Genomic DNA, 23,815 nt, shown 5'->3' with positions numbered 1-23,815 from the left:
GGCGGGGGTCGCGCATCGGGCGGTAACCCTCGGCAACATTCGACCATCGCGGCCACCGACCGACTTAGCCTCGACGTATGCCCGAGCTGAACCTCCCGATCCTCGATCTCTCGCTCCTCGACCAGGGGCCCGAGGCCGCCGCTCGCTTCCGTGACGATCTGCGGACCGCGACCCGCGACGTCGGGTTCTTCTATCTGACGGGAACGGGCGTGAGCCCCGAGCTCGAGGCGCGCCTCCTTCACGCCGCGAAGGACTTCTTCGCGCTCCCCGAGGCCGAGAAGCTCGCGATCGAGAACGTCACGAGCCCGCACTTCCGCGGATACACGCGCGTCGGCGGCGAACTCACGCAGGGCCGCGTCGACTGGCGCGAGCAGATCGACATCGGACCGGAGCGCGAGGCGATAACCGACCCCGACGGCCCCGGCTACAACCGACTCGTCGGCCCGAACCTCTGGCCGGCCGCGCAGCCGGAGCTGCGCGATGTCGTGTCGGAGTGGCACGACCACCTGACGGGGATCGCGCGGAAGCTCCTGCGCGCCTGGGCCCTCTCACTCGGCGCCGATGAAGACTACTTCGACCGTCACTTCGGCGACCCGCAGACCCTCATAAAGATCGTGCGGTACCCCGGCAAGGACGACCCCACGCCCCAGCAGGGGGTCGGCGCGCACAAGGACTCGGGCGTCCTGACGCTGCTGTGGGTGGAGCCGGGCAAGGGCGGCCTGCAGGTGCTGCGCGACGGCGAATGGGTCGATGCCCCGCCGGTGCCCGGCGCCTTCGTCGTCAACATCGGGGAGCTGCTCGAGTACGCCACGCAGGGCTACCTCACGGCGACGAATCATCGGGTCATCTCGCCGCGGTTCCCCGACGAGCGCATCTCGGTGCCGTTCTTCTTCAACCCGGCCCTCGACGCGGTCCTCCCCATCATCGACCTGCCCGCCGAGCTCGCCGCCGATGCCCACGGTGTCGAGAACGACCCGACGAACCCGATCCACGCCACCTACGGCGAGAACGCCCTCAAATCACGCCTGCGGGCGCACCCCGACGTCGCCGAGCGCTGGCATCCCGACCTGGTCGCCGCGCGCGCGGCATCCTGATCGGTCCGGCGGGGTCCGCGCGCTCCGCCCTCCCCGATAAACGCTCCCTGCACCGGGAAACGCTCGCCGAGAGCGTGTCTCAGTGCAGGGAGCGTTTATCGATGGATGCCAGGCCCCGGGCGCCTCGGCGCGCGCGGGTGCCTCACGCCCCGCCCGGCCTCCGGGAATGACGAAGGCCGCCCCACACCGTGGGGCGGCCTTCCAAGAATGTTTTGCGCGATAGAACGCTGGTGCGATTAGCGACGCAGACCGAGACGCTCGATGAGCGAGCGGTAACGGTTGATGTCGACATCCTGCAGGTAACCCAGCAGGCGACGGCGCTGACCGACGAGCAGGAACAGGCCACGGCGCGAGTGGTGGTCGTGCTTGTGAACCTTGAGGTGCTCGGTGAGGTCCTTGATGCGCTGCGTCATCATCGCGACCTGCACCTCGGGGGATCCGGTGTCACCGGGGTGCGTCGCGTACTCTTCGATGATCGCCTTCTTGACGTCTGCTTCGAGTGCCATAGATGGGATCCCCTTCCTCTAGTTGCGCGGCGCCCGACGCCTGATGCGTGGGCTCTCTTTATCCGCGGCCGATCCAACGGCAACCGAATGAGTCTACCAGCATCCGGATGCCGTCACCCACCCGCGCGACGGCCGCCCTCCCCGGGGGTGCCGTAGCCTCGATGAGTGCAGATCACCGTCCGCGTCAAGCCGGGCAGCCGGCGTGGCCCCCTCGTGGAGAACGGACCGGACGGCCTCCTCGTCCACGTGCGCGAGCGCGCCGCCGACGGCGCGGCGAACGCCGGCGTCGTCCACGCCCTGGCCGATCACTTCGGCGTCGCGCCGCGCGACGTCGAGATCGTGCGTGGCCACACCGCGCGGGTCAAACGCGTCGAGGTCGCGGAGTGAGTCGCGGCAGCGCGCTGATCGATCTGCGCCCGCTCACCACCTCCCCCGCATTCGCGCGCCTGTGGATCGGGTCGACGCTCTCGGGCATGGGCGGCCAGCTCACCGTCGTGGCGGTGATGCTGCACGTGTTCGAGCTGACCCAGAGCACGTTCGCGGTGTCGATGATCGCGGTCGCCGGGCTCGTGCCGATGGTGCTGGCCGGGCTGTATGGCGGCATGCTCGCGGACGCGTTCGACCGCCGGACGGTCGCACTGCTGGCCGCCTCGGTGACGTTCGTGTCGACCGCTCTCCTCGCGGCCCTGGCATGGACGGGCCTGGAGAATGTGGCATCCCTCTTCGTGCTCAGCGTCGTGAACTCGGCGGCGAACTCCATCGTCATGGCCACGCGCTCGGCGATCACCCCGCGCCTCCTCCCCCGTGACCTCCTCCCGGCCGCGGCCGCGCTGCAGGGCGTCACCGTCGGGATCATGGTCATGGCCGGTCCCGCCCTCGCGGGGGTGCTCGTCGCGGTCGCCGGGTACGCCTGGACGTATTCGCTCGATGTGCTCCTCATGACCTCGCTGTTCCTCGGCCTGTGGTCGCTGCCGAAGCTCCGGCCCGAGGGCGAGGTCGTCCGCCCCGGGCTGGAGTCGTTCCGCGACGGCGCTCGATTCCTCCGCCGCGCACCGAACATCCGCCTGCAGTACCTGCTCGACATCACCGCGATGACGTTCGGCCAACCCATCGCCCTGTTCCCCGCGATCGGCGCGGTGCTTCTGGGCGGTGGAGCCATCACGACCGGCGTCCTGACCGCGGCCGTCGCCGCCGGGGCGTTCCTGTCGAGCCTCTTCTCGGGACCGGTCGGTCGCGTGCGACGCCAGGGCCTCGGGATCGAACGCGCGATCCAGGTCTACGGCCTGTCGATCGGCGCGTTCGGCCTCGTGCTGCTGGCGGCGACATTCGGCTGGGCGCGCCCCCCGGACACGGGAGAGGACTCCGGGGCGATCGTGCTGATCGTGCTCGCGGCGATCGTGCTGGCGGTGTCGGGAGCCGCGGACAACGTCAGCGCCATCTACCGCTCGACCATGATGCAGGCGGCGGTCCCGGATGCCATGCGCGGACGCCTCCAGGGCATCTTCATCGTCGTGGTCGCCGGCGGCCCGCGCGTCGGAGCGCTATACGCGGGTACTCTCGCGACGCTCACGGCCCTCTGGGTGCCGCCGCTGCTCGGTGGCATCCTGATCCTCGCCCTCGTCGGGCTGCTCGTGCGGTTGTCTCCGCGGTTCCGGGAGTACGACGCGCTGAACCCCGTCCCCTAGCGCCAACCACCGGCGGATTCCGGACGTCTCAGCCCACGGCCCGCACGCGTGTCCGACCCCGGGCCTAGGGTCAGGACGTGGCATCCTCCCCCTCCCCCTCCCCGGTCTCCATCACGGTGCAGTTCGTTCTGACGGGCATCGTGTGGGGCTCGAGCTTCCTGTTCATCGCGGTCGCCCTGACGGGCCTGACGCCCGCGCAGGTCGCCGGGGGACGGCTGGTGTTCGGGGCGCTCGCGCTCGCCGCGGTCGTCGCCCTGCGCCGGGAACCGTTGCCGCGCACGCTCCGCGTCTGGGCGCACCTGTGCGTCCTGAGCGTGTCGTTCTGCGTCGTGCCGTTCCTGCTCTTCGCGTGGGCCGAGCAGCACGTGTCGTCGGGACTGGCGAGCATCTTCAACGCGACCACCCCGATCATGACGGCGATCATGGCGTGGGCGGTCTTCCGCGTCGAACGGCTGCGCGCGGGTCAGCTCGCCGGGATCGCGCTCGGCATCCTGGGCGTCATCGTCATCATCGCCCCCGGCGCGCTCACCGACGTGGGCGGCAGCACCGTCGCGCAGGTGGCGCTGCTCGGCGCGACAGCGTGCTACGGCTTCAGCCTCGCGTACATGCGGCGATTCCTCGGCGACGCGGGCCTGTCCGGCATCGCCTTCGCCTTCGGCTACATCGGCCCGGCGGCGGCACTCATGGTGCTCCTGTCGCCGATGATCCTGGCCGAGCCGATGCGGCTGACCCCCGAGGTCGTCGCCAGCATCGTCGCGCTCGGCGTTCTCGGGACCGGCCTGGCGTACGTGTGGAATCAGAACACGCTGCGCGCGTGGGGACCCACCCGCGCTTCGACCGTGACCTACATCACCCCGGTCGTGGGGGTCGCCCTCGGCATCCTGATCCTGGGCGAGCGACTCACCTGGAACGAGCCGACCGGCGCCGTCATCGTCTTCCTCGGGATCCTGCTCGTGCAGGAGCGGGTCCGCTTCGGCCGCCGCCAGCGCGCCTGACCCACGGTTCCGGAAACGACGAAGGTCCCGGATGCCGTGGCATCCGGGACCCTCGTGAAGGAGAGGCGATCAGGCCTGCAGGGCGAACTGCAGGTCGAGCTCGATGGTGACGTCCTTGCCGACGAGCACACCGCCGGTCTCGAGCGCCGCGTTCCACGTGAGGCCGTACTCCTCGCGGTTGATGACCGTCTTCGCGGTCGCGCCGGCCTTGTAGTTGCCCCACGGGTCGGTGCCGAAGCCGCCGAAGTCGATCGCGAAGGTGGCGGGCTTGCTGACGCCGCGGATGGTGAGCTCACCGTCGACGAGGAAGTCGCCGTTCTCGACGCGGGCACCGGTCGAGCGGAAGTCCATGGTCGGGTAGGTCTCGGTGTCGAAGAACTCGGCCGAGCGCAGGTGCTGGTCGCGGCCCTCGTCCTTGGTGTCGACCGAGGTCACGTCGACGGATGCCTCGACGGTGGCCTCGAGCGGGTTCTCGGGGGCGACGAGCGTCGCGCTCTTCATGCCGAAGGTGCCGCGGACCTTCGAGATCATCATGTGGCGAACGGTGAAGGTCACCTCGCTGTGCGAGGGGTCGAGCACCCAGGTGCCCGCCTTGTAGCCGGGGATCTCGAGCGTGGTCGTGTCGGTCATGTCACTCCTTGAGGTCTGGGGAGCCGGATCGGCGTCCTGCCGCGGTCCAACTCGCATTCATACGAATGTATTCCACGATTCCCGAAAAACACGAACCCGAGGGGGCCGGAGCGCCCTCGGGTTCGTGAACAGACGGTGAAACGCGGTGTCAGCCGACCTTGAGCAGATCGATGATGAAGATGAGGGTCTTGCCACCGAGGAAGTGGCCGCCGGCGGGACCGTAGGCGAGGTGCGGCGGGATCACGAGCTCGCGGCGTCCGCCGACCTTCATGCCCGGGATGCCGTCCTGCCAGCCCTGGATCAGGCCGCGGAGGGGGAACTGGATGCTCTCGCCGCGTCCCCACGAGGAGTCGAACTCTTCGCCCGACTCGTACTCGACACCGGCGTAGTGCACGGTGACGGTGTCGCCGGGCTTGGCCTCGTCGCCGTCGCCGACGATGATGTCGCGGACGACGAGATCGGAGGGGGCAGGGCCGGTGGGAGCGTCGAACTCCGGCTTGGTGCGATCAGTCATGAGACCATCCAAGCACGCGAAGCGCCGCCGCGAACCCCCTGCACAAAGACTCAGCGCCCGGTGCCGCGGCGATGCCTGCGTGTCTCCCGGGCGCTGAGTTGGCCTACATCGATGGTGCTCCGGCCCACCGGCCCGTGTCAAGACCCCCTCCCGCGACCCCCGGCGAGCACGGCGAAGCGGGACGGATCTCCCCCTCCCGCGACCCCCGGCGAGCACGGCGAGGCGGGACGGATCGCCCCCTCACGGGGCCAGCAGGGCCGCCCGCGCCGCGGTGGTCCGCTGCAACAGCTCGCGCTCGTGAGAGGCGGCGTGAGCGTCCCGTCCCGAGAGCGCGCGTTGGCGCGCGGCGGCGAGCGCTGTGGCATCCCGGATGAACTCCCTCATGACCGCGGAACGGTCGCCCGGGAGCGAACGCGCCCACGTCACCGACGACCGGCGTCCCGCGCCGGTGGCGAGCATGTCGACCTCCTGTGGCGTGAACCAGCCCGCCGCGGCATACTCCCCCAGCCGTGCCCGCGTCAGTCGGGCCTCCTCGCGCCGGAGGACCAGGATGCCGAGGATGAAGAGCACGAACAGCGGCACCTGGAGGGTGGCGTAGAGCTCGAAGAAGTTGAAGAAGGTCGCCGAGCCGTTCCACAGCGCGTGCAGCACGATCGCGCCGATGAGCCCCGCGAGGGCGTAGCGGAGGGCAGCACCGGGCCGAAGCGAACGCCGGGCGGCGAGCCCGAGAGCGAACCCCGTGAGACTCGTGAACATGACGTGAGCAAACGGAGACAGGATCGCACGGAGGAAGAACACCCCACCCACCTGCACCGCTCCCCCCTCGATGAAGCTGATCGCGAAGTACTGCACGTTCTCGGTGAAGGCGAAGCCCGCACCGATGAGCGCGCCGTAGACGATGCCGTCGACCGGACCGTCGAACGATCGGCGCGCGCCGACGTACAGCAGCAGGAGACCGAATCCCTTCGCGACCTCCTCCACGATCGGCGCCTGAACCACGGAGCTGAACACGTCGCCGAATCCGCCCACGAGGAACGCCAGCAGCGCGTCGACGCCGAGCGCGATGGCGACCGACGCAACGGCCCCCCACGCGACGGCGAAGACGAGCAGCCGTCGAGGCTCGGGCTCCCACCGATCGATGAGGCGCACCGCGAACCACACGATCACGAACGGAACCACCGCGAGGATCACCCCGACGACGGATGCCGCAGGCCCGAGGAAGCGCAGGAAGTACAGCACGAGCAGCGCGAGCACCGGCACGAGCAACGCCGCGACGACCCACAGGAGCACGCCGCTGCGTCGAGGGCGGGGCGGGACGACGGCGCCGGCGGACGGCGGGGCGTCGGCGATGCGCGCGGGCTCACCCGGGCCCGGCTGCCACAGCGGCGAGGGGTAGCTCATGCGCACAGCCTAGGGGCGCGCGGACACCGGATCGTCGGGTTTGCGGCGGCGGCCGACGGCATCCATCTCTCCTCGGCCCGGTAGCGTGGGTGCATGCGTTTCGCCCACGTCCGTTCCCCGGAGGCGGCGGATGCCCCTCGTCTCGTCAGCGTGCACGGCGGGGAGTACACGTTCGTCGACGAGCTGTTCCCGGGCGCCCCGTCGACCCTCGAGCAGCTCATCGCCGGCGGCGACGACCTCCTGGATCGGGTCCGCGAAGCGGCGGGGAGCGCTCCCCGGCACGGTCTCGACGGTGTTCTGTTCGCCTCGGCGGTGCTCGCTCCCCCGACGATCCTCGCCGTCGGACTGAACTACGCGGCACACTCCGGCGAACTCGGGCTGAAGACGGATGCCGGGCCCACGGTCTTCGTGCTGTGGCCCAACTCCCTGACGGCCCACGACGCGACCACGTCGTGGCCGCGCGCCCTCAGCGAGGCCGTCGACTACGAGGCCGAGCTCGGGGTCATCATCGGACGCCCCGGCCGGGACGTCGCCGAGGCGGATGCCCTCGACCATGTGTGGGGCTACACCGTCGTGAACGACATCACCGCCCGCAACATCCAGTTCTCCGAGGCGCAATGGTCGCGCTGCAAGTCCTTCGACGGCTTCACGCCGACCGGCCCCTTCGTCGTCACGGCCGACGAGATCCCGGACCCGCAGGATCTCCACATCTGGACGGTCGTCGACGGTCACACGGTTCAGGATGCCTCGACCGGCCAGATGGTGCGGTCCGTGGCGACGCTCATCCACAAGCTGTCGGAGTCCGCGACGCTCCTCCCGGGCACCCTCATCTCCACCGGGAGCCCCGGCGGCGCCGGCTACTCGCGCGACCCGCAGATCTTCCTGCGCGACCGCTCGACCGTGACCGTCGGGATCGACGGCATCGGCGAGCTGACGACCCACTGCCGCATCCTCGACTGACCGCTCTGCTGTCTCTCCCTCTCCCTCCCGACCGTTCGTCCGTTCCCGGAGACGCCGAGACTTCATCGCGCCGACATGTGCCCCGCAGCCTGCAAGGGACTTGTCGGCGCGATGAAGTCTCGCGGGTAGGTGAGGGGCGGGGCCGCGGGCGGGGGCGCGCGCGGGGGCGCGGGGTCAGTCCTCGACGAGGCTGTCGGCGGCGCGGATGACGGGAATCGCCTCGGTGATCGCCTGCAGCCCCGACAGGCGGGCCGGCGAGATCTGCTTCATGACCTCGTCGCGCGTCATCAGCCCGGCCTCGACGACCAGGTCGGCCACGTTGCGATGCGTCAACAGCGCCGTCTTCGCCAGCGCGGCAGCCGCGGCGTAGCCGATGAACGGTGTCAGGGCCGTCACGACACCGACCGACGAACCCACCATGGCGCCGAGACGCTCGCGGTTCGCTGTGATGCCGTCGATGCAGTTGACCCGGAGGGTCCACATGGCCTGCCGCATCCAGGTGATCGACTGGAAGATCGAATGGGCGATGACCGGCTCGAAGGCGTTGAGCTGCAGCTGACCGCCCGCGACGGCCATCGTGACAGTCAGGTCGGCACCGGCGACGGCGAACGCGACCTGGTTGACGACCTCGGGGATGACGGGATTGACCTTGCCGGGCATGATGCTCGACCCCGCCTGCCGCGCCGGCAGGTTGATCTCGCCGAGACCCGCCTGCGGGCCGCTGGACAGCAGCCGCAGGTCGTTGCAGATCTTCGACAGCTTGATCGCGTTGCGCTTGAGGGATGACGAGAACGACATGAACGCACCTGTGTCGCTCGTGGACTCCACGAGGTCGGTGGCCGTCGCGAGGTCGAGACCCGTGATCTCCCGGAGGTGGCGCAAGACGGCCGGACCATACTCCGGGTGCGCGGTGATGCCGGTGCCGATCGCCGTCGCGCCCATGTTGATCTCGAACAGAAGGTAGGCGTTCTCGGTGAGGCGGTTGTAGTCCTCGCCGAGCGTCGTGGCGAAGCCGTGGAACTCCTGGCCGAGCGTCATGGGCACGGCATCCTGGAGCTGGGTGCGCCCCACCTTGAGGACGTCGTGGAACTCCTCGGCCTTGGTCAGGAAGGACTGCCGCAGCAGCCCGAGCTCTTCCAGCAGGCTCCGCAGCGTCAGGGAAAGGCCGATCTTGATCGCGGTCGGATACACGTCGTTCGTCGACTGGCTGCGGTTGGTGTCATCGATGGGCGAGAGGAAGCCGTAATCACCCTTCTCGCGGCCGGCCATCTCGAGGGCGATGTTGGTGATCACCTCGTTGGCGTTCATGTTGGTCGAGGTGCCGGCCCCGCCCTGGATGACGCCGACGGCGAACTCGTCATGGAACTCCCCGTCGATGACGCGCTGCGCGGCACGATCGATGAGATCAGCCTTGGCCGCGTCGAGGACGCCGATCTGCCGGTTAGCCCGAGCCGATGCCTGCTTGACCATGGCGAGGGCCCGGACGAGATCGGGATAGACCGAGATCGGTCGCTTTGCGATCGGGAAATTCTCCAGAGCCCTCGCGGTGTGGATGCCCCAGTAGGCATCGGCGGGGATCTCGAGCGATCCGAGGGAGTCGGTCTCGATACGGGTGCGCGTCATTGCGTCCAAAGCCATGGGGGGGGTGTCCTTGTGGGTCGTCACGGCGGTCAGGGATCCTTCGAGCCTAACGACCGTGAGGGGCGTCGTCGTTGGACGCCACGGCCGGGTGAAAGAGGCGGACGCTCCCCCGCGTACAGCGGGTCATCGTTTGCGCGAGAACTCCTCGAGGCGTCCCTCGGGCGTGAGCGCCGCCATCCGCTCCACCCACTCGGGCGTGAAGTAGCCGCCCGGCTCGGCGTCGACGACCGGCACCACCGCGTGGGTGATCGTGTCGTCCCACACGTGGACGAGGTGGAACGACTGACCGGCATCCATTCCGTTGACCTCGTCCGCGGGGCGCGCGAGGTCCATCGTGTAGCAGGAAGCCGCCGAGACGCTCACCGGTACCCCGGCGAACGTGCCCGACGTCGAGTAGTGGAGGTGGCCCGCGAGGATCGCGCGCACATCGCTCCCGGCGATCGCCGCCGCCAACGCGGGCTGGTCGCGCAGCTCCAGGATGTCGAAGAACGGGATGTGGGTCGGCAGTGGAGGGTGGTGCAGCGCCAGGATCGTCCCCAGCGGCGCCGGGTCGGCGAGCTCGGCCCGCAGCCACTCCAGCTGCGCGGCGTCGAGGTCGCCGTGGTGCCACCCCGGAACGGTCGAGTCGAGGGCGATCAACCGCAGACCGTCGAGGTCCCAGACGCCCGTCACGGGTTCCTCGGTCGGCTCGGCATCCAGGAGCCCTGCGCGCAGGGCGGGACGCTCGTCGTGGTTGCCCGCGACCCACACCACCGGCGCACCGAGACGTTCCGCCCACGGTTCGACGGCATCGCGCAGAGCCCGGTACGCCTCGGGTTCCCCCAGATCGGTCAGGTCGCCCGTGAACACGACGGCATCCGGACGCACCCCCGTGGCCTCGGCGGCCTCGAGTGTGCGTCGCAGGTGGGCGGCGGTGTCGTAGCGTCCGCCCAGGAGCCGATCACCGGCGAGCAGATGCGTGTCGCTGAGGTGAAGGATCACACGCCGCGCGGGCGCGTGCTGACCGAACTGCACGGATGCCATGTCCCCAGCCTACGAGGGGGCACCGACACCCCGTGTCAGTGGAACAGGATCAGCAGGAGGGCGCCGAGCACGGCCGCCGCGCATACCGCGAAGCACGCGTAGGCCGCCACGAGAGCGACCTTCTTCTGCCCCGCGCTGAGCGGGTTGCGCGCGGCCGCTTTGGCGACCGCCTTCTCGGCGCGACGCTTCTGCTTGTCGGTGAGCACGGTGATGGCATCCGTGAACTCCGCCGGCGCGACCAGCGGCGGGCGGCCACCGCGCACGAGGAGCCGCAGGCCGAGGGCGTAGAACGTCACGACGATCACGGCGCCGGCGAGCGCCGCGACGAAGACGTGGAGGAAGGCTTCCCAGTCGATGATCATGCGTCGCCGTCCTTCCCGGCCTGGGCACGCTCGAGGCGGAGCTGCCGACGCGTGGGCCCGGGCTTGCGCGGCACCTTCACCGCGGCACCGGAGTCGGCGACCTCGCTCATCGCGTTCGCCGAGGTGACCTCGTCGCGCCGGGAGCGCAGGAACAGCCCGAAGACGATCGTCACCGCGATGACAGCGTCGACCGCGATCCCCCAGCCACCCAGCCAGACGACGAGGAGCGCTGCCGCGGCTCCGACGGCCCCGGCGGCGGGCAGCGTGAGCACCCACCCGATCGTGATGCGACCCACCGTCCGCCACCGGACGGTCGACCCGCGACGCCCGAGTCCGGAGCCGATCACGGACCCCGAGGCGACCTGCGTCGTCGAGAGAGCGAAGCCGAGCGCACTGGATGCCAGGATCGTCGCGGCCGTGGACGTCTCGGCCGAGAAGCCCTGCGCGGGCTTGACGTCGGTGAGGCCCTTGCCGAGGGTTCGGATGATGCGCCAGCCGCCCATGTAGGTGCCGAGCGCGATCGTGAGCGCGCACGCGAGGACGACCCACAGCTGCGGGTCGGGCTCGGACGTCGACTGCCACCCGACCGTGATGAGGGCGAGCGTGATGACGCCCATCGTCTTCTGGGCGTCGTTGGTCCCATGCGCGAGGGCGACGAGGGATGACGTGAAGATCTGCCCCCACCGGAAGCCGTCTCGTCCGTCCGCCTTCATGTCGTAGCGGCGCGTGACCCCGTAGGCGATCTTCGTCACGGTGAAGGCGATGATGCCGGCCGTGAGGGGCGCGATCAGTGCGGGCAGGATGACCTTGCTCAGCACGACACCCGTGTCGATGGCCGAGACCCCCACGCCCACCAGGGTCGCGCCGATGAGACCGCCGAACAGGGCGTGCGACGAGCTCGAGGGCAGGCCCAGCAGCCACGTGAGCATGTTCCACGTGATCGCGCCGATGAGACCGGCGAAGATGATCGGCGGGAAGATGTCGGGACTCAGCTGGTCTTCCCGGATCATGCCGCCGGAGATGGTCTTCGCCACCTCCGTCGACAGGAACGCTCCGACCAGGTTGAGGCTCGCAGCCAGGAGCACCGCGACCTTCGGCTTGAGGGCACCCGTCGCGATGGGCGTCGCCATCGCGTTCGCCGTGTCGTGGAAGCCGTTGGTGAAATCGAAGAACAGTGCCAGGACGATGACCAGCACGATGACAAGGGCTGCGCTCTCCACCGATCGCTTTCCGTAGGGGGAAGGGAGGATGCCGACGGGATCGGCGCGGAGAACGAAGAGTTCACCTGACATTCGGCTCGCGTTCACCGGGCCGACGACATCATTTCACCGGCGTCTCCCCCGGTCAAACGGACGGCGGCGGTCGGCGACCGTCGCCCCGCAGCCGACTACCGTGGAGAGGTGACCGACACGCCCGCCCACCTCGTTCCGCCCGTCGCCGCCCGCCGTGTCACGACGCGCACCCACCACGGCGACACCTTCGACGACCCGTACGAATGGCTGCGCGCGAAGGACGACGCGGAGGTGATCGCCCACCTCGAAGCCGAGAACGCCTACACCGACGCGCGCACCGCGCACCTGGCATCCCTCCGCGACGAGATCTTCGGCGAGATCAAGGGCCGGACGCTCGAGACCGACCTCTCCGTGCCCGCTCGCCGCGGCGAGTGGTGGTACTACGGCCGCACGGTGGCGGGAGCGCAGTACGGCATCCAGTGCCGCGCTCCGCTGGCCTCGCCCGACGACTGGACGCCGCCCGTCCTCTCGCCCGACGAGCCCGTCCCGGGCGAGCAGGTGCTGTTCGACGGGAACGTCGAGGCCGAGGGCACCGACTTCTTCTCGCTCGGGAGCTTCGAAGTCTCGAACGACGGCACCCGCATGCTGTACGGCATCGACGTCGCCGGGGACGAGCGCTACACCGTGCGCGTCCGCGACCTCGTCACCGGAGAAACGCTCGCCGACGAGATCCCCGACACGTTCTCGGGCGCGACGTTCTCGCCCGACGGCCGCTTCATCGTGTACACCACCGTCGACGACGCGTGGCGCCCCGACACCGTGTGGCTGCACGAGATCGGCACCGACGTGGATGCCGACGTGAAGCTGTTCCACGAGCCCGACGAGCGGTTCTGGGTCGGCGCCGACTTCACCCGCAGCGACCGCTACCTCGTCATCGGCGTCGGGTCCTCGATCACGTGGGAGGAACGTCTCATCGCCGCCGACGACCTCCGCGGCGAAGCCCGCGTCATCTGGCCCCGGCGCGAGGGTGTGGAGTACTCGGCGGAGCACGCGATCGTCGACGGCGACGACGTGCTGTACATCCTGCACAACGACGGCGCTCTCGACTTCGAGCTCGTGCGGGTCTCGGCATCCGATCCCGAAGGCGCCCGCGAGACGGTGATCCCCCATCGCCCCGGCGAGCGCCTGCTCGGCGTCGACACGTTCCGGGACTGGGGCGTCGTCGCCTACCGTCGTGACGGGCTCGCGCGCCTGGGCCTGCTGTCGTACACCGACGGGGCGGTGACCGAGATCGGGTTCGACGAAGTCCTGTACAGCGTCGGCACCGGCGGGAATCCCGAGTGGGCACCGCCCGTCCTCCGTGTGGGGTACGGCTCGTTCGTCACTCCCGGCACGGTCTTCGACTACGTCATCGACACCGGTGAGCTGCTGCTCCGCAAGCGGCAGCCCGTGCTCGGCGGCTTCGACCCCGCCGACTACGGCCAGGCCCGCGCATGGGCGACGGCCGACGATGGCACGCAGGTTCCCGTCTCCCTGGTGTGGAAGCGCTCGTTCGGCGAGCCCGGGACCGCGCCGCGACCGGTGCACCTGTACGGCTACGGCTCCTACGAGCACTCCATCGAACCCGGCTTCTCGGTGCCGCGTCTGTCGCTGCTCGACCGCGGCGCGATCTTCGCGGTCGCGCACGTCCGCGGCGGCGGTGAAATGGGGCGCCAGTGGTACGAGGACGGCAAGCTGGGTGCCAAGCGCAACACGTTCACCGACTTCGTCGCGGTGGCCCGCCACCTCGTGGCATCCGGGTACACCACCCCCGACCGGCTCGTCGCCGAAGGCGGGAGCGCCGGCGGCCTCCTCATGGGCGCGGTCGCGAACCTCGCGCCCGAGCTGTTCGCCGGCATCCTCGCCGACGTTCCGTTCGTCGACGCCCTCACGACGATCCTCGACCCGTCGCTGCCCCTCACCGTCATCGAATGGGACGAGTGGGGCGACCCGCTGCACGACGCGGACGTGTACGCGTACATGAAGTCGTACACGCCGTACGAGAACGTGCGCGACGGTGTGCCCTACCCGCGGATCCTCGCCGTCACCTCGCTCAACGACACCCGCGTGCTGTACGTCGAACCGGCCAAGTGGGTGCAGCGACTGCGCGAGGTGGGCGCCGACGCACTGCTGAAGTGCGAGATGGTGGCCGGCCACGGCGGCGTCAGCGGTCGCTACAACGCGTGGCGCGAGCGGTCGTTCGAGCTCGCATGGCTCCTCGACGTGATGGGGCTCGCGGAGTAGAGGCGGCGCGCGGGTGCAGGAACCTCGTCCCACATATGGCGGTGCATGTCCCAGATGTTGTCGGCTGAGGCCAGCTGAACCAGCCATAAGTGGGACGAGGGTCACAGGCCGGGCCGCCAGCCCGCCCTGATCAGAGCAGCGCGCACCATCGCGACGGCCGGAGCACCGCCGCCGCGGAGGTGGTGGTTCAGGATGCGAACGTGGTCCCAGCCCGCATCGCGGATCGCCGCCCAGCGGTCAGCGTCCCGGGCGAACTGTCGCGGGTCCTCGGCGTGCACCCGCCCGTCGTACTCGACAGCGACTCGCCAGGCCGCGAAGGCCAGATCGATCTCCGCGACGAACTCCCCGCGCGTCGAGAAGATGTCGACGTTGACGTCCGGCTCCGGAAATCCCCGGCGCACGAGGAGGAGACGCAGGTGCGTCTCTCTCGGTGACCTCACACCCGGACGGGCCAAGGCGAGCGATCGCCGCAGGATGCCGCCGCGGACATCGCCCATGAGAGCCACCTCCTCCTCCAAATCGCCGAGGGAGGCGATCGGGTGTCGGCCCGCCAAGAGCGCGTCGGCACCCGCGACGAGATCATCGAGGCCCCAGAGCCGACCGCACTGTCGCCACGCTCGGACGGCGTTCTCGATCGGCATCCCCTCCGGTCCGACGTCGATGGCCGGCTCACGCGTCTGCAGCCGGTGACCGACAACGCCGTGGGTGCGAGGTTCCCGGGCCGGCCGATGTGCGGAGACATGGATGCGAGGAACGTAAGGCCACTCCGGTGTGCTGAGCCCGCGCAACACGAACACGGTCTCGTGGCTGAAGAACTGCCCCGGGGCGAGACGCGGTACATAGGAACGACATCGGTCGAGGATGGTGTCGGCTTCCCCGAGCGAGAGCGATCGCACACCGTGGAAGGGTGCCGACAGGTCTGAGGCGCGGAGTCGAGTTCGACTCGCCCCCTTCTCCATGGCGTGGGCGACGTGGAAACGTTCGGGCAGGCCTCCCGGCAGGGGCTGGAGTCGGGTCATGCCCCCAGGGTCCCGGACGTGCTCGCGTGGGTCGGCGATGTCCACAGCCCCTTCCCCTCGACCGTCACCTGTGGAGGAAGCTGCCTCGAGCGCGGGGCATGTCCCATTTGTGGCTGTCTCAGCGCGCCTGAACCGACAAAGAGTGGGACATGCACCGCCATATGTGGGACGAGGGTGCTTATCCAGCGCAGCACCGCCCCGAAACGACGGCGCCCCGCCCCGCGCAGGCGGGACGGGGCGCAGCGGCAGTGGCTCAGCCGAAGAGCGCGGCGGCCTCTTCGTAGCGGTAAAGCGGGACGCTGTTCAGCTCGCCGAGCGCGTCGGCGAACGGCACCCGGATGATGTCGGTGCCGCGCATCGCGACCATCTGACCCCAGGCGCCATCGGCGAGCGCGTCGGCGGCGTGCAGCCCCAGGCGGGTGGCGAGCACGCGGTCGAACGCCGACGGGGAACCGCCCCGCTGGATGTGCCCGAGCACCGTGGCGCGGGTCTCGATGCCGGTGCGGCGCTCGATCTCGGGTGCCAGCAGCTCGCCGATCCCGCCGAGGCGGGGGCGGTTGAAGGCATCCAGGCCCTTGTCGCTGAAGGCCTCCTCCATGCCGGTGAGCTTGAACCCCTCGGAAACGACCACGAGCGGCGCGCGACCGCGATCGTGCGCCCGCGTAACCTGCTCGACGATCTCGTCGATCGACATCGGCACCTCGGGGATGCAGATGACGTGGGCGCCGGCGGCGATTCCGGCGTGCAGGGCGATCCAGCCGACATGGCGGCCCATGACCTCGGCGACCATGCAGCGCTGGTGCGAGTCGCCGGTCGTGCGGAGGCGGTCCATGGCATCGGTCGCGATGTTCACGGCGGTGTCGAAACCGAACGAGTAGTCGGTCGCGCGGAGGTCGTTGTCGATGGTCTTGGGCACACCGATGACGTTGATGCCGTCCTTCGACAGGCGATCGGCGGCGGCCAGCGTGCCCTCGCCGCCGATGGCCAGGATGCCGTCGATGCGGTGCCCGTAGAGCGTCTTGGAGATGTTCTCCGCCCCGCCGCGTACGCCCTCGTACGGATTGGTTCGGCTCGTGCCGAGGATCGTGCCGCCGACCTTGGACAGGCCCTTCACCTCGTGCCGGGTCAGGGGGAAGAAGTCGCCGTCGACGACGCCGCGCCACCCGTCCCGGATGCCGACGAACTCGATGTCGTGATTGGTGGTGCCCTTGAGCACGACGCCACGGATGACGGCGTTGAGCCCGGGGCAGTCGCCGCCGCTGGTCAGGATGCCGATCTTCATGCTGTGAACCTCGCTAGTCGGGTGATCGAGTCGGCGACGCTGCCGCGTTCGACATTAGTGCCCCACCCGGCGCGCTCGCCAAATGGGGGACGCGTCAGGCGCGACGCCACGAGCCGGGCTCGCCGGAGTCGGCGGTGATCCATTCCTCGGCCGCGCCCGCGGGCGTGACGTCGTCGAACCAGAACGTCTCGTCGGGACCCCACCCCGCGAGCACACTCGCGCCGAGGTCGCCGAGGTCGACCACCTTCCCCGCGGTCGTGAGGTACCCCGCGACCGTCAGGTGGACGCCCACCGCCTCCCGTGCGACGGCGGACCAGTCGGGCTGGACCCACACGCCCTCGCGCCCCGTGGTCCAGCGCCACACGGCGCGTCGCGAGGCGGTGACGATCAGGGGATGCCGTCGGCACAGCGCGGCCCACGCCTCGGGTCCGTCGATCTCGATGACGTCTCCCGAGGGCACAGCGGCCGGCTGCACCCGCGCGGAACGCCACCCGAACGAATCCTCGACGAGCGACAGCGCGACCGGACCTGCCGCACCCCTCCGTCTCGTCGTGCGAGGCAAGGACATCGGCGGCGTCGACCACCACGGTCCGGACAGCTGGTCGGCGTTCTCGGCCGCCGCGAACTGCAGCTCGGTCGCCGCCATCCCCCTGGGCCAGTCCTCCAAGATCGCCTCCGGGGTATCGGGGCCTCTGGCCTCACCCTCGCGCACCACCGTCCACTGGTCGTCTTGTGCCACGGTGCTCTCCCACCAGCGCACGTGTGCGGATTCCGCGACCGAAGCCGCCACGGGAGCCAGCACGGCACGGACATCATCGGCCGCGGCGAGCACGTCCTCGCCGTAGGGCGGCTGCCAGTAGGCGGCCAGATCGACCGCCACCTGGAGCGCCCGGTCGATGAGCGCGGGGGTCAGCTCGGGCGTCGGGACGCGAGCGAGCGCGGCCGCCGCCTCAGCCACCGACACCTTCGGCTCTTCCCGTGGCGTCTCCCCGATCCACATGACCGTGCCCGGGTTCTCCGCGAGAGCGTGGCCGGCCCAGAACACGGCGTGGACGGCGTCGCTCTTCTCGACAGTGTCCGGTGCCGCACGATGTATCTCCAGGCACAGCCGTCGACCGCGCGGGCCGTCGAGCAACGCCAAAGGGTCGAGGGACATGCCCTCGACCCTAGCGACAGCCTCCGACGTAGCGGGGCCGGGCAGCCGACCGGGGTCAGCCCCCGAGCGCCTGCCGCAGCAGGTGCATCAGCGCGGACAGCTGCACGGAATCGCTCGACCCCGGCTCGATCGCGAGGCCGTCCAGGGCGCGCTGCGCCAAGCCCTCCTTCGAGTCGATGAGCTCGGCGATCTTCGTGTCGATCGTGTGCGCGGCGATGATGCGCCACGCGGTGACGGGCTCCTCCTGGCCGATGCGGTGCACACGGTCGATGGCCTGCGTCTGCTCGGCGGCGGTCCACGAGAGCTCGGCGAGCACGACGTTCGACGCGGCCTGCATGTTCAGGCCCACGCCCGCGGCCGTCAGCGAGCACACGGCGATCCCGACGCTCGGGTCGGTGTTGAACGCGTCGATCGCTGCCTGGCGAGCCGTGGACGTCTGGTCGCCCCGCACGGACACCGCCTTGAGCCCGGATGCCTTGAAGTGCGCCTCCGCGGCATCCATGACGTCGATGTGCTTGGCGAAGAAGACGACCTTCCCGACCGAGCGCTGCAGCTGCACGGCGTAGTCTGCCGCGAGCTGCGCCTTGGCCTGGCCGATGCGGCGGACCATCGTGAAGACGTTCTCGGATCCGGTGCCGGCTGCCTTGCTCTCTTCGAGCTCGCCGTGCGCGACGAGGCGCACGATGTCCTCGTCGATCTCGCCGGGAGCGAGACCGCGGTCGCCGCGGGCTTCGATGATGCGCCGGTACTTCGCCGCAAGACGGGCACCCAGCTCGCGCTCGGCGTGCCGGATGGAGCGGCCGAACTCGTCGTCCAGCTCGACGGGGAGGTCGGCGATGAGCTTGTCGGGGAGGTCGGCGGCGACATCCTTCTTCTTGCGACGGACGATGCCCATGGAGATCACGGCTTCGCGCGCTTCGGGATAGAACGCCTTGTCGGCGGGGGTCAGGCCCGTGGCATCCAGCTTCTCCATCAGCTCGGGACCGGGCTTCTCACCCGTGGTCCAGCCGAGGAAGCGCCAGATCGCGTCGAAGTCCTCGACGTCGTTGATCAGCGGCGTACCGGTCAGGGCGAGCATCAGCGGGTCGCGCGTCTGCTGGCGGACACGGGATGCCAGAGCCAGCACGTTCTGCGACCGCTGCGACGACAGGTTCTTGATGAAGTGCGCTTCGTCGACCGCGATGCCCTTGAGGCCGATCGAGGACAGCCACGCGAGGTGGCGATCGAGGATCTCGTAGTTGACGATGAACACGTCGGCGAACGCGTCGATGTCGGCGCCGCTGCCGGAGATGACCGTGGCACGACGATGCGGCGTCCAGCGCTGCACCTCGCGAGCCCAGTTCATCTTCACGACGTTGGGCACCACGACCAGAAGCGGGTAGGCCTCGGCGACGGAAGCCGCAAGAACCGACTCAGCGGTCTTTCCCAGGCCCGGCTCGTCCGCGAGGAGGAAGGAGCGGTGACCCTGACGGACCGCCTCGAGGAAGCGGGACTGGTGCGGCATGACCTCGAGTCCGCGCGGTGACAGGCGGTCGAACTCGGGGACGGGCGGCAGGTCCATGCTGGCGGCCGAACCGCCGGCACCGGTCTCGAACGCCTTGTACAGCGGTCCCATGAGCTCCCAGCCGTCCAGACGGCGGCGGGGCGCATCACCCGTCGATCGGGGGGTGAGATCGGGAGCGAGGAACGGGTTCGCCATCTGGCGCGCCTCGATCGAGGCCGGAACGACCTGCTTCTCGGCGAGTGCCGCGGGCACCACCGGAGCGGTGGCGGGCGCGTTGTCGGTGATGATCAGCTCGTCCGGCGGCAGCTCGGCACCGGACTCGAGCAGCCAGTCGCGCCGCATACGCCGCGCGACCGGCGAGGTGGCCTGGTCGACCTCGAGCAGCTGGATGAGAGACGTGTCGCGCGCAGCGGTCTTCGCGAGGATCGTGGCCACGCCGTCGAGGCGCTTGAGCAGCTCGGCGCGCGCGGCGTCGGTGATCTCGGTGTCGGCCTTCACCCGGGCGCGCTCCTCGCGGACGAGGAAAGCGATCACCTGGAACTTGACGCGGTTGGTCGGACCGAGCTTGCCGCGCTGGGCCTTGGCCTCGACCTCTCGCACCTTGCGGGCGAGGATGGGGATGACGGGGGCCTCGTCATCGCGACGGGATGACGAGGTCTTGCGGCGCCGTTGGCTCGAGCTTCGGGCGGCGGTTGCCGTGGTCGGCATGCTCCTCCTGAGCGTGTCGTCCGGATGGGTCCGGGACGTCCGGCCTGAAGCCGGTGGATCGATGACCCCGGAGAATGCCGCGAGACTGACCACCGGAGCGGCAGCGTCTGCGACCCGTAACGCGTCTTCACCGGAACGGCTCGCGAGGAGGCGGGTGACGGGGTCGCATCCATTCTAGCGGTTCTCGGAGCCGGTCACCCCGCCACCGTCGACAGAATGTCCTCGGTGTAGCCCTCCGGATCGAAGTTGATCCACGACGTCGTGACCCAGACCTCCCCACGGATGGCCTGCACTTCGCCGCGTTCGAACGGCACGTCGTCGAGCGAGACCCCGCGCTGGTCGAGACGGCAGATGGTCGCGGAGTCACTGGTATCGCACCCGAATCCGCTCGACGACAGCGCGTCGCGGACGAACGCCGCCTGCGTGGCGTCGACGATCGACACGTTCGTGGACAGACCCTTCTCTCCCGGCGGGCCCCACGAGCAGCGCAGTGTCGGGATCGAGTCCAGGAGCTCGAGCAACGACGCCTGGTCGGTGGAGAGCAGGGAGACCCCGGGATCGTTGAGCGGGCCGTCCTGCTCCTGGAGCCGGGTGAGCATGGCATCCGAGTAGACGTCGTCGCACGAGGCGGGGAGAGCCGTGCTCGGGCTCACTGTCGGAGAGGGGATCGACGAGGACGGCTTCGGCGTCGCGGACGACGACGGGGTGCTCGACACCGATGCTTCGGAGGTCGGCGACGCAGTCGGGGACGGTTCCGGAACGCAGCCGCTCAGGGCGACGACAAGGGCCGCGGCGGCGGAGCCGACGGCGAGCACACGGGCGAGGGCGGGCATGAGACCTCCGAGGATCGGATCGACCCTAACCCGGGCGTCGGGCGGTTCCGGAGTGCCTGCGGGCGAGTCGTCGGGGAGGCCCGCCCGAGGTATCACGGCCCGGAGGTGCGGCGGCCCGACCGCAGCGGTCCCACCGCCCGTACGCTGGGCCCATGGCCGAACGGATGTCGCGGGACCAACGCGTCGTGCTGACCGTGGCGGTGCTGGCATCCTTCGTGTCGTTCCTGGATGGCACCGTCGTGAACGTGGCGCTCCCGGCCATCTCCCGCGACCTGGGCGGCGGGCTGTCCACACAGCAGTGGGTCGTGGACGCCTACCTCGTCACGCTCGGCGCGTTCATCCTCGTCGCCGGATCGATGAGCGACGTCCTGGGCCGCACGCTCGTGCTGCGCATCGGCCTCATCGGGTTCGGCGTCACCTCGATCGCCATCGCCGCCGCGCCGACCGCGGAGTTCCTCATCGCCGCGCGGGCGCTCCAGGGCGTCGCGGGCGCGCTGCTGGTGCCCAGCTCCCTCGCGCTGATCACGTCGACGTTCCGCGGCGCCGCGCAGGCCCGCGCGATCGGGATCTGGACCGGTGCCACCACCGTCGCCATGATCGCGGGACCCCTCATTGGCGGCGTGTTCGTCGACGCGTTGTCGTGGCGCCTGGTCTTCCTCGTCAACGTCCTGCCGATCGGCGTGACGCTGTGGCTGCTCGCGCGGCGCGGCCATGCGGACCAGCGCCGCCCCGGCGCGCACGTCGACATCCTCGGTGCGGTCCTGTGCGCCGTCGGCCTCGGCGGGATCGTGTTCGCGCTCATCGAGCAACCGAACCTCGGATGGGGCTCGCCGGTGATCTGGATACCGGCTGCGCTCGGGGTCGTGTCGTTCGCGGGGTTCCTGGTGCGCCAGCGCGTCGCGCGCGAACCGATGATGCCGCTCGACCTCTTCCGATCCCGCAACTTCTGGGCCGGGAACCTCACGACGATGTTCGTCTACGCGGCGCTGTCGTTGAACGGCTTCGTCCTCAGCGTCTACCTGCAACAGGGGGCGGGACTGCCCGCAACCCTCGCGGGGCTGGCATCGCTGCCGAGCACGTTGCTGATGATCGCCCTCAGCTCACGGATGGGCGCGCTGTCGGGCCGGATCGGGCCGCGGCTGTTCATGACGCTCGGACCGGCCGTCATGGCCGTCGGGGCGCTCCTCCTGCTGACGGTTCGCCCCGAGTTCGACTACTGGACGCAGGTGCTGCCGGGCGTCGTCGTCTTCGGCCTGGGTCTCACCGCCACCGTGTCTCCGCTGACCGCCGCGGTGCTGGGCGCGATCGATACGGAGCGGTCGGGAATCGCCTCGGCGGTCAACAACGCCGTGTCGCGGGTGGCCGGTCTCCTCGCGATCGCCGCGGTGTCCGCGATCGCCGGCGGCGCCCTCGACCTCGACGGGTTCCACCGCGCGGCGATCTTCACCGCGGTGCTCATGGGCCTCGGCGCGGCGACGTCGTTCCTCGGCATCCGCAACCACCTGTCGCGACGGGACTGAGGTCGCCGGGGCGGCAACGTAACGCGCTCTCGGCGCCCACGCGTCGGGCGTCGTCAGCTCAGGATGCCGCGGACGCGCTCCACGTCGTCGGCCATCTGCACCAGCAGGGCGTCGACGCCGTCGAAAGCCGCCATGCCGCGGACCCGTTCCACGAAACGCACCTCGACGTGGTGCCCGTAGAGATCGAGGTCGGTCTCGTCGAGGACGTACACCTCGACCTGCCGCGTGTGCACGTCGTCGAACGTCGGATTGGTGCCGATGCTGATGGCGGCCGGGTAACTGATGCGACGCGCGCCGTCGACGTCGACGAGCCACCCCGCGTACACGCCGTCGGCGGGCACGAACCCTTCGAGGTCGGGCGACAGGTTGGCCGTCGGGTATCCGAGCTCGCGCCCGCGCTTGAGCCCGTGCACGACCTCGCCCCACACCGAGGGAGCCCGACCGAGGAGACGAGCGGCGGTGGCGATGTCACCCGCCGCGAGGGCCTCGCGGATCCACGTCGACGACACGCGACGGTCGGCGTGAACCGCGCGGACGTCGTCGACCACGTCCACCCGGAAGCCGTACTCCTCCCCCAGCCGCACGAGCATCGCGGGATCGCCGGCGCCCCCGGCGCCGAAACGGAAGTCGCGCCCCACGAGCACCGTCCGAGCCGCGAGGGCGTCGACGAGCACTCGCCGGACGAAGGCGTCGGCCGGCTGCGCGGCCAGCGTCTCGTCGAAAGTCAGCAGCAGGGTGGCATCCACTCCCGCGCGATCGAGGAGCTCGAGCTTCTGGTGCGGGCCGATGACATCCGGCGGGCACTTCTCGGGTCGCAGGACGCTCAACGGGTTGCGGTCGAAGGTCACGGCCACGACCTGCGCGCCGTCCGCCGCCTCGACGCGAGCCCGGTCGATCACGGCACGGTGGCCGGTGTGCACGCCGTCGAACTTGCCGATCGCCACGACCGACGGACCGAAGCCCGCGGGCACCTCCGCGGGGTCGCGGAAGACGATCACGACGCCGTCCGGCGGTGCCGCACCAGCCACCACAGACCGAGGAACGGCAGCACGAGTGGAATGAACAGGTAGCCGATGCCGTACACCGACCACACCGTCGGGTGCTGGAACAGCGACGGCAGCGCGAGGCTCAGCGTGCCCACGACGAGGACTCCCACGAGCTCGAAACCGATGGCGACCCACGCAACGCGGTACCACGCGGGCCGCGCCGAGAAGACGAGCGCGAGCGTCGCGACGATGTAGACCACGGCCGCGAGCGCGGAGAGCGTGTACGCGACCGGCGCGTCGTCGAACTCACGGACGATCTGCACGAACGACCGTCCCGTCGCGGCGAGAGCCATGATGCCGTAGACGATCACGAGGACCCGGCCGACGCCGGTCATTCCGCGGGTGCGGGCGGGAGTGATGGATGCCATGACCTTCCGAGTCTAGTTCTCCCGGCGTCCTCTCGCCTCGGCCGCCACCGACG

General features: G+C 70.0%; 22 protein-coding genes. 7 read left to right on the top strand and 15 right to left on the bottom strand.

Annotation, left to right across the window (positions count from 1 at the left end; translation table 11 throughout):
* Nucleotides 1–77: 77 nt before the first annotated feature.
* The gene (locus ABC271_RS06275) at nucleotides 78–1,094 is read left to right on the top strand and encodes an isopenicillin N synthase family dioxygenase (RefSeq protein WP_412924038.1); all 1,017 of its coding nucleotides are present in this window, start codon (nucleotides 78–80) and stop codon (nucleotides 1,092–1,094) included.
* 236 nt (nucleotides 1,095–1,330) lie between these two features.
* On the opposite strand, the gene rpsO is transcribed toward ABC271_RS06275, so the two are convergent.
* The gene (gene rpsO / locus ABC271_RS06270) at nucleotides 1,331–1,600 is read right to left on the bottom strand and encodes a 30S ribosomal protein S15 (RefSeq protein WP_412924037.1); all 270 of its coding nucleotides are present in this window, start codon (nucleotides 1,598–1,600) and stop codon (nucleotides 1,331–1,333) included.
* A gap of 165 nt (nucleotides 1,601–1,765) precedes the next feature.
* Between rpsO and ABC271_RS06265 the strand changes: the two genes are divergently transcribed.
* The 3 genes from ABC271_RS06265 to ABC271_RS06255 all read left to right on the top strand — a co-directional run bounded on the left by ABC271_RS06265 (nucleotide 1,766) and on the right by ABC271_RS06255 (nucleotide 4,280).
* Nucleotides 1,766–1,987, top strand: coding sequence for a DUF167 domain-containing protein (locus ABC271_RS06265; RefSeq protein WP_412924036.1), 222 nt, complete (start codon nucleotides 1,766–1,768; stop codon nucleotides 1,985–1,987).
* A complete protein-coding gene (locus tag ABC271_RS06260; protein ID WP_412924035.1) occupies nucleotides 1,984–3,285 on the top strand; it encodes an MFS transporter in 1,302 nt (433 codons plus the stop codon). Before ABC271_RS06265 ends, ABC271_RS06260 begins: the two co-directional genes overlap by 4 nt.
* A 77-nt stretch (nucleotides 3,286–3,362) precedes the next feature.
* Complete coding sequence (locus ABC271_RS06255; RefSeq protein ID WP_412924034.1) at nucleotides 3,363–4,280, top strand: DMT family transporter; 918 nt, start codon at nucleotides 3,363–3,365, stop codon at nucleotides 4,278–4,280.
* Between the two features lie 69 nt (nucleotides 4,281–4,349).
* Here the strand turns inward: ABC271_RS06255 and ABC271_RS06250 are convergent, their stop codons facing one another.
* From ABC271_RS06250 to ABC271_RS06240, 3 genes are all read right to left on the bottom strand, one after another.
* Nucleotides 4,350–4,910 carry a YceI family protein gene (locus ABC271_RS06250; RefSeq protein ID WP_077050207.1) on the bottom strand — a complete coding sequence of 187 codons (561 nt, stop codon included), beginning with the start codon at nucleotides 4,908–4,910 and terminating at the stop codon, nucleotides 4,350–4,352.
* A gap of 148 nt (nucleotides 4,911–5,058) precedes the next feature.
* Entirely contained in the window at nucleotides 5,059–5,424 is a 366-nt protein-coding gene (locus tag ABC271_RS06245; RefSeq protein WP_412924032.1) for an FKBP-type peptidyl-prolyl cis-trans isomerase, read from the bottom strand.
* A 240-nt stretch (nucleotides 5,425–5,664) separates the two neighbouring features.
* Nucleotides 5,665–6,825 carry a PrsW family intramembrane metalloprotease gene (locus tag ABC271_RS06240; RefSeq protein ID WP_412924031.1) on the bottom strand — a complete coding sequence of 387 codons (1,161 nt, stop codon included), beginning with the start codon at nucleotides 6,823–6,825 and terminating at the stop codon, nucleotides 5,665–5,667.
* A gap of 93 nt (nucleotides 6,826–6,918) precedes the next feature.
* Between ABC271_RS06240 and ABC271_RS06235 the strand changes: the two genes are divergently transcribed.
* Nucleotides 6,919–7,785, top strand: coding sequence for a fumarylacetoacetate hydrolase family protein (locus ABC271_RS06235; RefSeq protein ID WP_412924030.1), 867 nt, complete (start codon nucleotides 6,919–6,921; stop codon nucleotides 7,783–7,785).
* Nucleotides 7,786–7,959: 174 nt separating this feature from the next.
* On the opposite strand, the gene ABC271_RS06230 is transcribed toward ABC271_RS06235, so the two are convergent.
* From ABC271_RS06230 to ABC271_RS06215, 4 genes are all read right to left on the bottom strand, one after another.
* Nucleotides 7,960–9,423 (bottom strand): aspartate ammonia-lyase, encoded by a 1,464-nt coding sequence (locus ABC271_RS06230; RefSeq protein WP_412924029.1) that lies wholly within the window; start codon nucleotides 9,421–9,423, stop codon nucleotides 7,960–7,962.
* A gap of 126 nt (nucleotides 9,424–9,549) precedes the next feature.
* On the bottom strand, nucleotides 9,550–10,449 hold the full coding sequence (locus ABC271_RS06225; RefSeq protein WP_412924028.1) for a phosphodiesterase: 900 nt from the start codon (nucleotides 10,447–10,449) through the stop codon (nucleotides 9,550–9,552).
* A 35-nt stretch (nucleotides 10,450–10,484) separates the two neighbouring features.
* On the bottom strand, nucleotides 10,485–10,811 hold the full coding sequence (locus ABC271_RS06220) for a peptidase (protein WP_412924027.1): 327 nt from the start codon (nucleotides 10,809–10,811) through the stop codon (nucleotides 10,485–10,487).
* Nucleotides 10,808–12,031, bottom strand: coding sequence for an inorganic phosphate transporter (locus ABC271_RS06215; RefSeq protein WP_412926111.1), 1,224 nt, complete (start codon nucleotides 12,029–12,031; stop codon nucleotides 10,808–10,810). The genes ABC271_RS06220 and ABC271_RS06215 overlap by 4 nt, the downstream gene beginning before the upstream one ends.
* A 180-nt stretch (nucleotides 12,032–12,211) precedes the next feature.
* Between ABC271_RS06215 and ABC271_RS06210 the strand changes: the two genes are divergently transcribed.
* A complete protein-coding gene (locus ABC271_RS06210) occupies nucleotides 12,212–14,326 on the top strand; it encodes a S9 family peptidase (protein WP_412924025.1) in 2,115 nt (704 codons plus the stop codon).
* A 101-nt stretch (nucleotides 14,327–14,427) separates the two neighbouring features.
* Here ABC271_RS06210 and ABC271_RS06205 read toward each other — a convergent pair whose 3' ends face one another.
* From ABC271_RS06205 to ABC271_RS06185, 5 genes are all read right to left on the bottom strand, one after another.
* Nucleotides 14,428–15,345, bottom strand: a complete 918-nt coding sequence (locus tag ABC271_RS06205) for a hypothetical protein (RefSeq protein ID WP_412924023.1) — start codon at nucleotides 15,343–15,345, stop codon at nucleotides 14,428–14,430.
* 253 nt (nucleotides 15,346–15,598) lie between these two features.
* Nucleotides 15,599–16,627 carry a 6-phosphofructokinase gene (locus tag ABC271_RS06200; RefSeq protein WP_412924022.1) on the bottom strand — a complete coding sequence of 343 codons (1,029 nt, stop codon included), beginning with the start codon at nucleotides 16,625–16,627 and terminating at the stop codon, nucleotides 15,599–15,601.
* Between the two features lie 94 nt (nucleotides 16,628–16,721).
* Complete coding sequence (locus tag ABC271_RS06195; protein ID WP_412924021.1) at nucleotides 16,722–17,783, bottom strand: hypothetical protein; 1,062 nt, start codon at nucleotides 17,781–17,783, stop codon at nucleotides 16,722–16,724.
* Between the two features lie 55 nt (nucleotides 17,784–17,838).
* The gene (locus ABC271_RS06190) at nucleotides 17,839–19,995 is read right to left on the bottom strand and encodes a DEAD/DEAH box helicase (protein WP_412924020.1); all 2,157 of its coding nucleotides are present in this window, start codon (nucleotides 19,993–19,995) and stop codon (nucleotides 17,839–17,841) included.
* Between the two features lie 194 nt (nucleotides 19,996–20,189).
* Complete coding sequence (locus ABC271_RS06185; protein ID WP_412924019.1) at nucleotides 20,190–20,828, bottom strand: hypothetical protein; 639 nt, start codon at nucleotides 20,826–20,828, stop codon at nucleotides 20,190–20,192.
* Between the two features lie 152 nt (nucleotides 20,829–20,980).
* On the opposite strand from ABC271_RS06185, the gene ABC271_RS06180 reads away from it, so the two are divergent.
* Nucleotides 20,981–22,348, top strand: coding sequence for an MFS transporter (locus ABC271_RS06180; RefSeq protein WP_412924018.1), 1,368 nt, complete (start codon nucleotides 20,981–20,983; stop codon nucleotides 22,346–22,348).
* A 53-nt stretch (nucleotides 22,349–22,401) separates the two neighbouring features.
* On the opposite strand, the gene ABC271_RS06175 is transcribed toward ABC271_RS06180, so the two are convergent.
* Both ABC271_RS06175 and ABC271_RS06170 read right to left on the bottom strand, forming a co-directional pair.
* A complete protein-coding gene (locus ABC271_RS06175) occupies nucleotides 22,402–23,346 on the bottom strand; it encodes a bifunctional riboflavin kinase/FAD synthetase (RefSeq protein WP_412924017.1) in 945 nt (314 codons plus the stop codon).
* Nucleotides 23,343–23,762 carry a hypothetical protein gene (locus tag ABC271_RS06170; protein ID WP_412924016.1) on the bottom strand — a complete coding sequence of 140 codons (420 nt, stop codon included), beginning with the start codon at nucleotides 23,760–23,762 and terminating at the stop codon, nucleotides 23,343–23,345. The genes ABC271_RS06175 and ABC271_RS06170 overlap by 4 nt, the downstream gene beginning before the upstream one ends.
* Between the last annotated feature and the right edge of the window lie 53 nt (nucleotides 23,763–23,815).

Origin of the sequence: Microbacterium canaveralium (genome assembly GCF_047238045.1) — a bacterium.
Taxonomy (GTDB): Bacteria; Actinomycetota; Actinomycetes; order Actinomycetales; family Microbacteriaceae; genus Microbacterium.
Note: the sequence above shows the minus strand (reverse complement) of the source record. Positions and strands in the feature narration are given on the sequence as shown.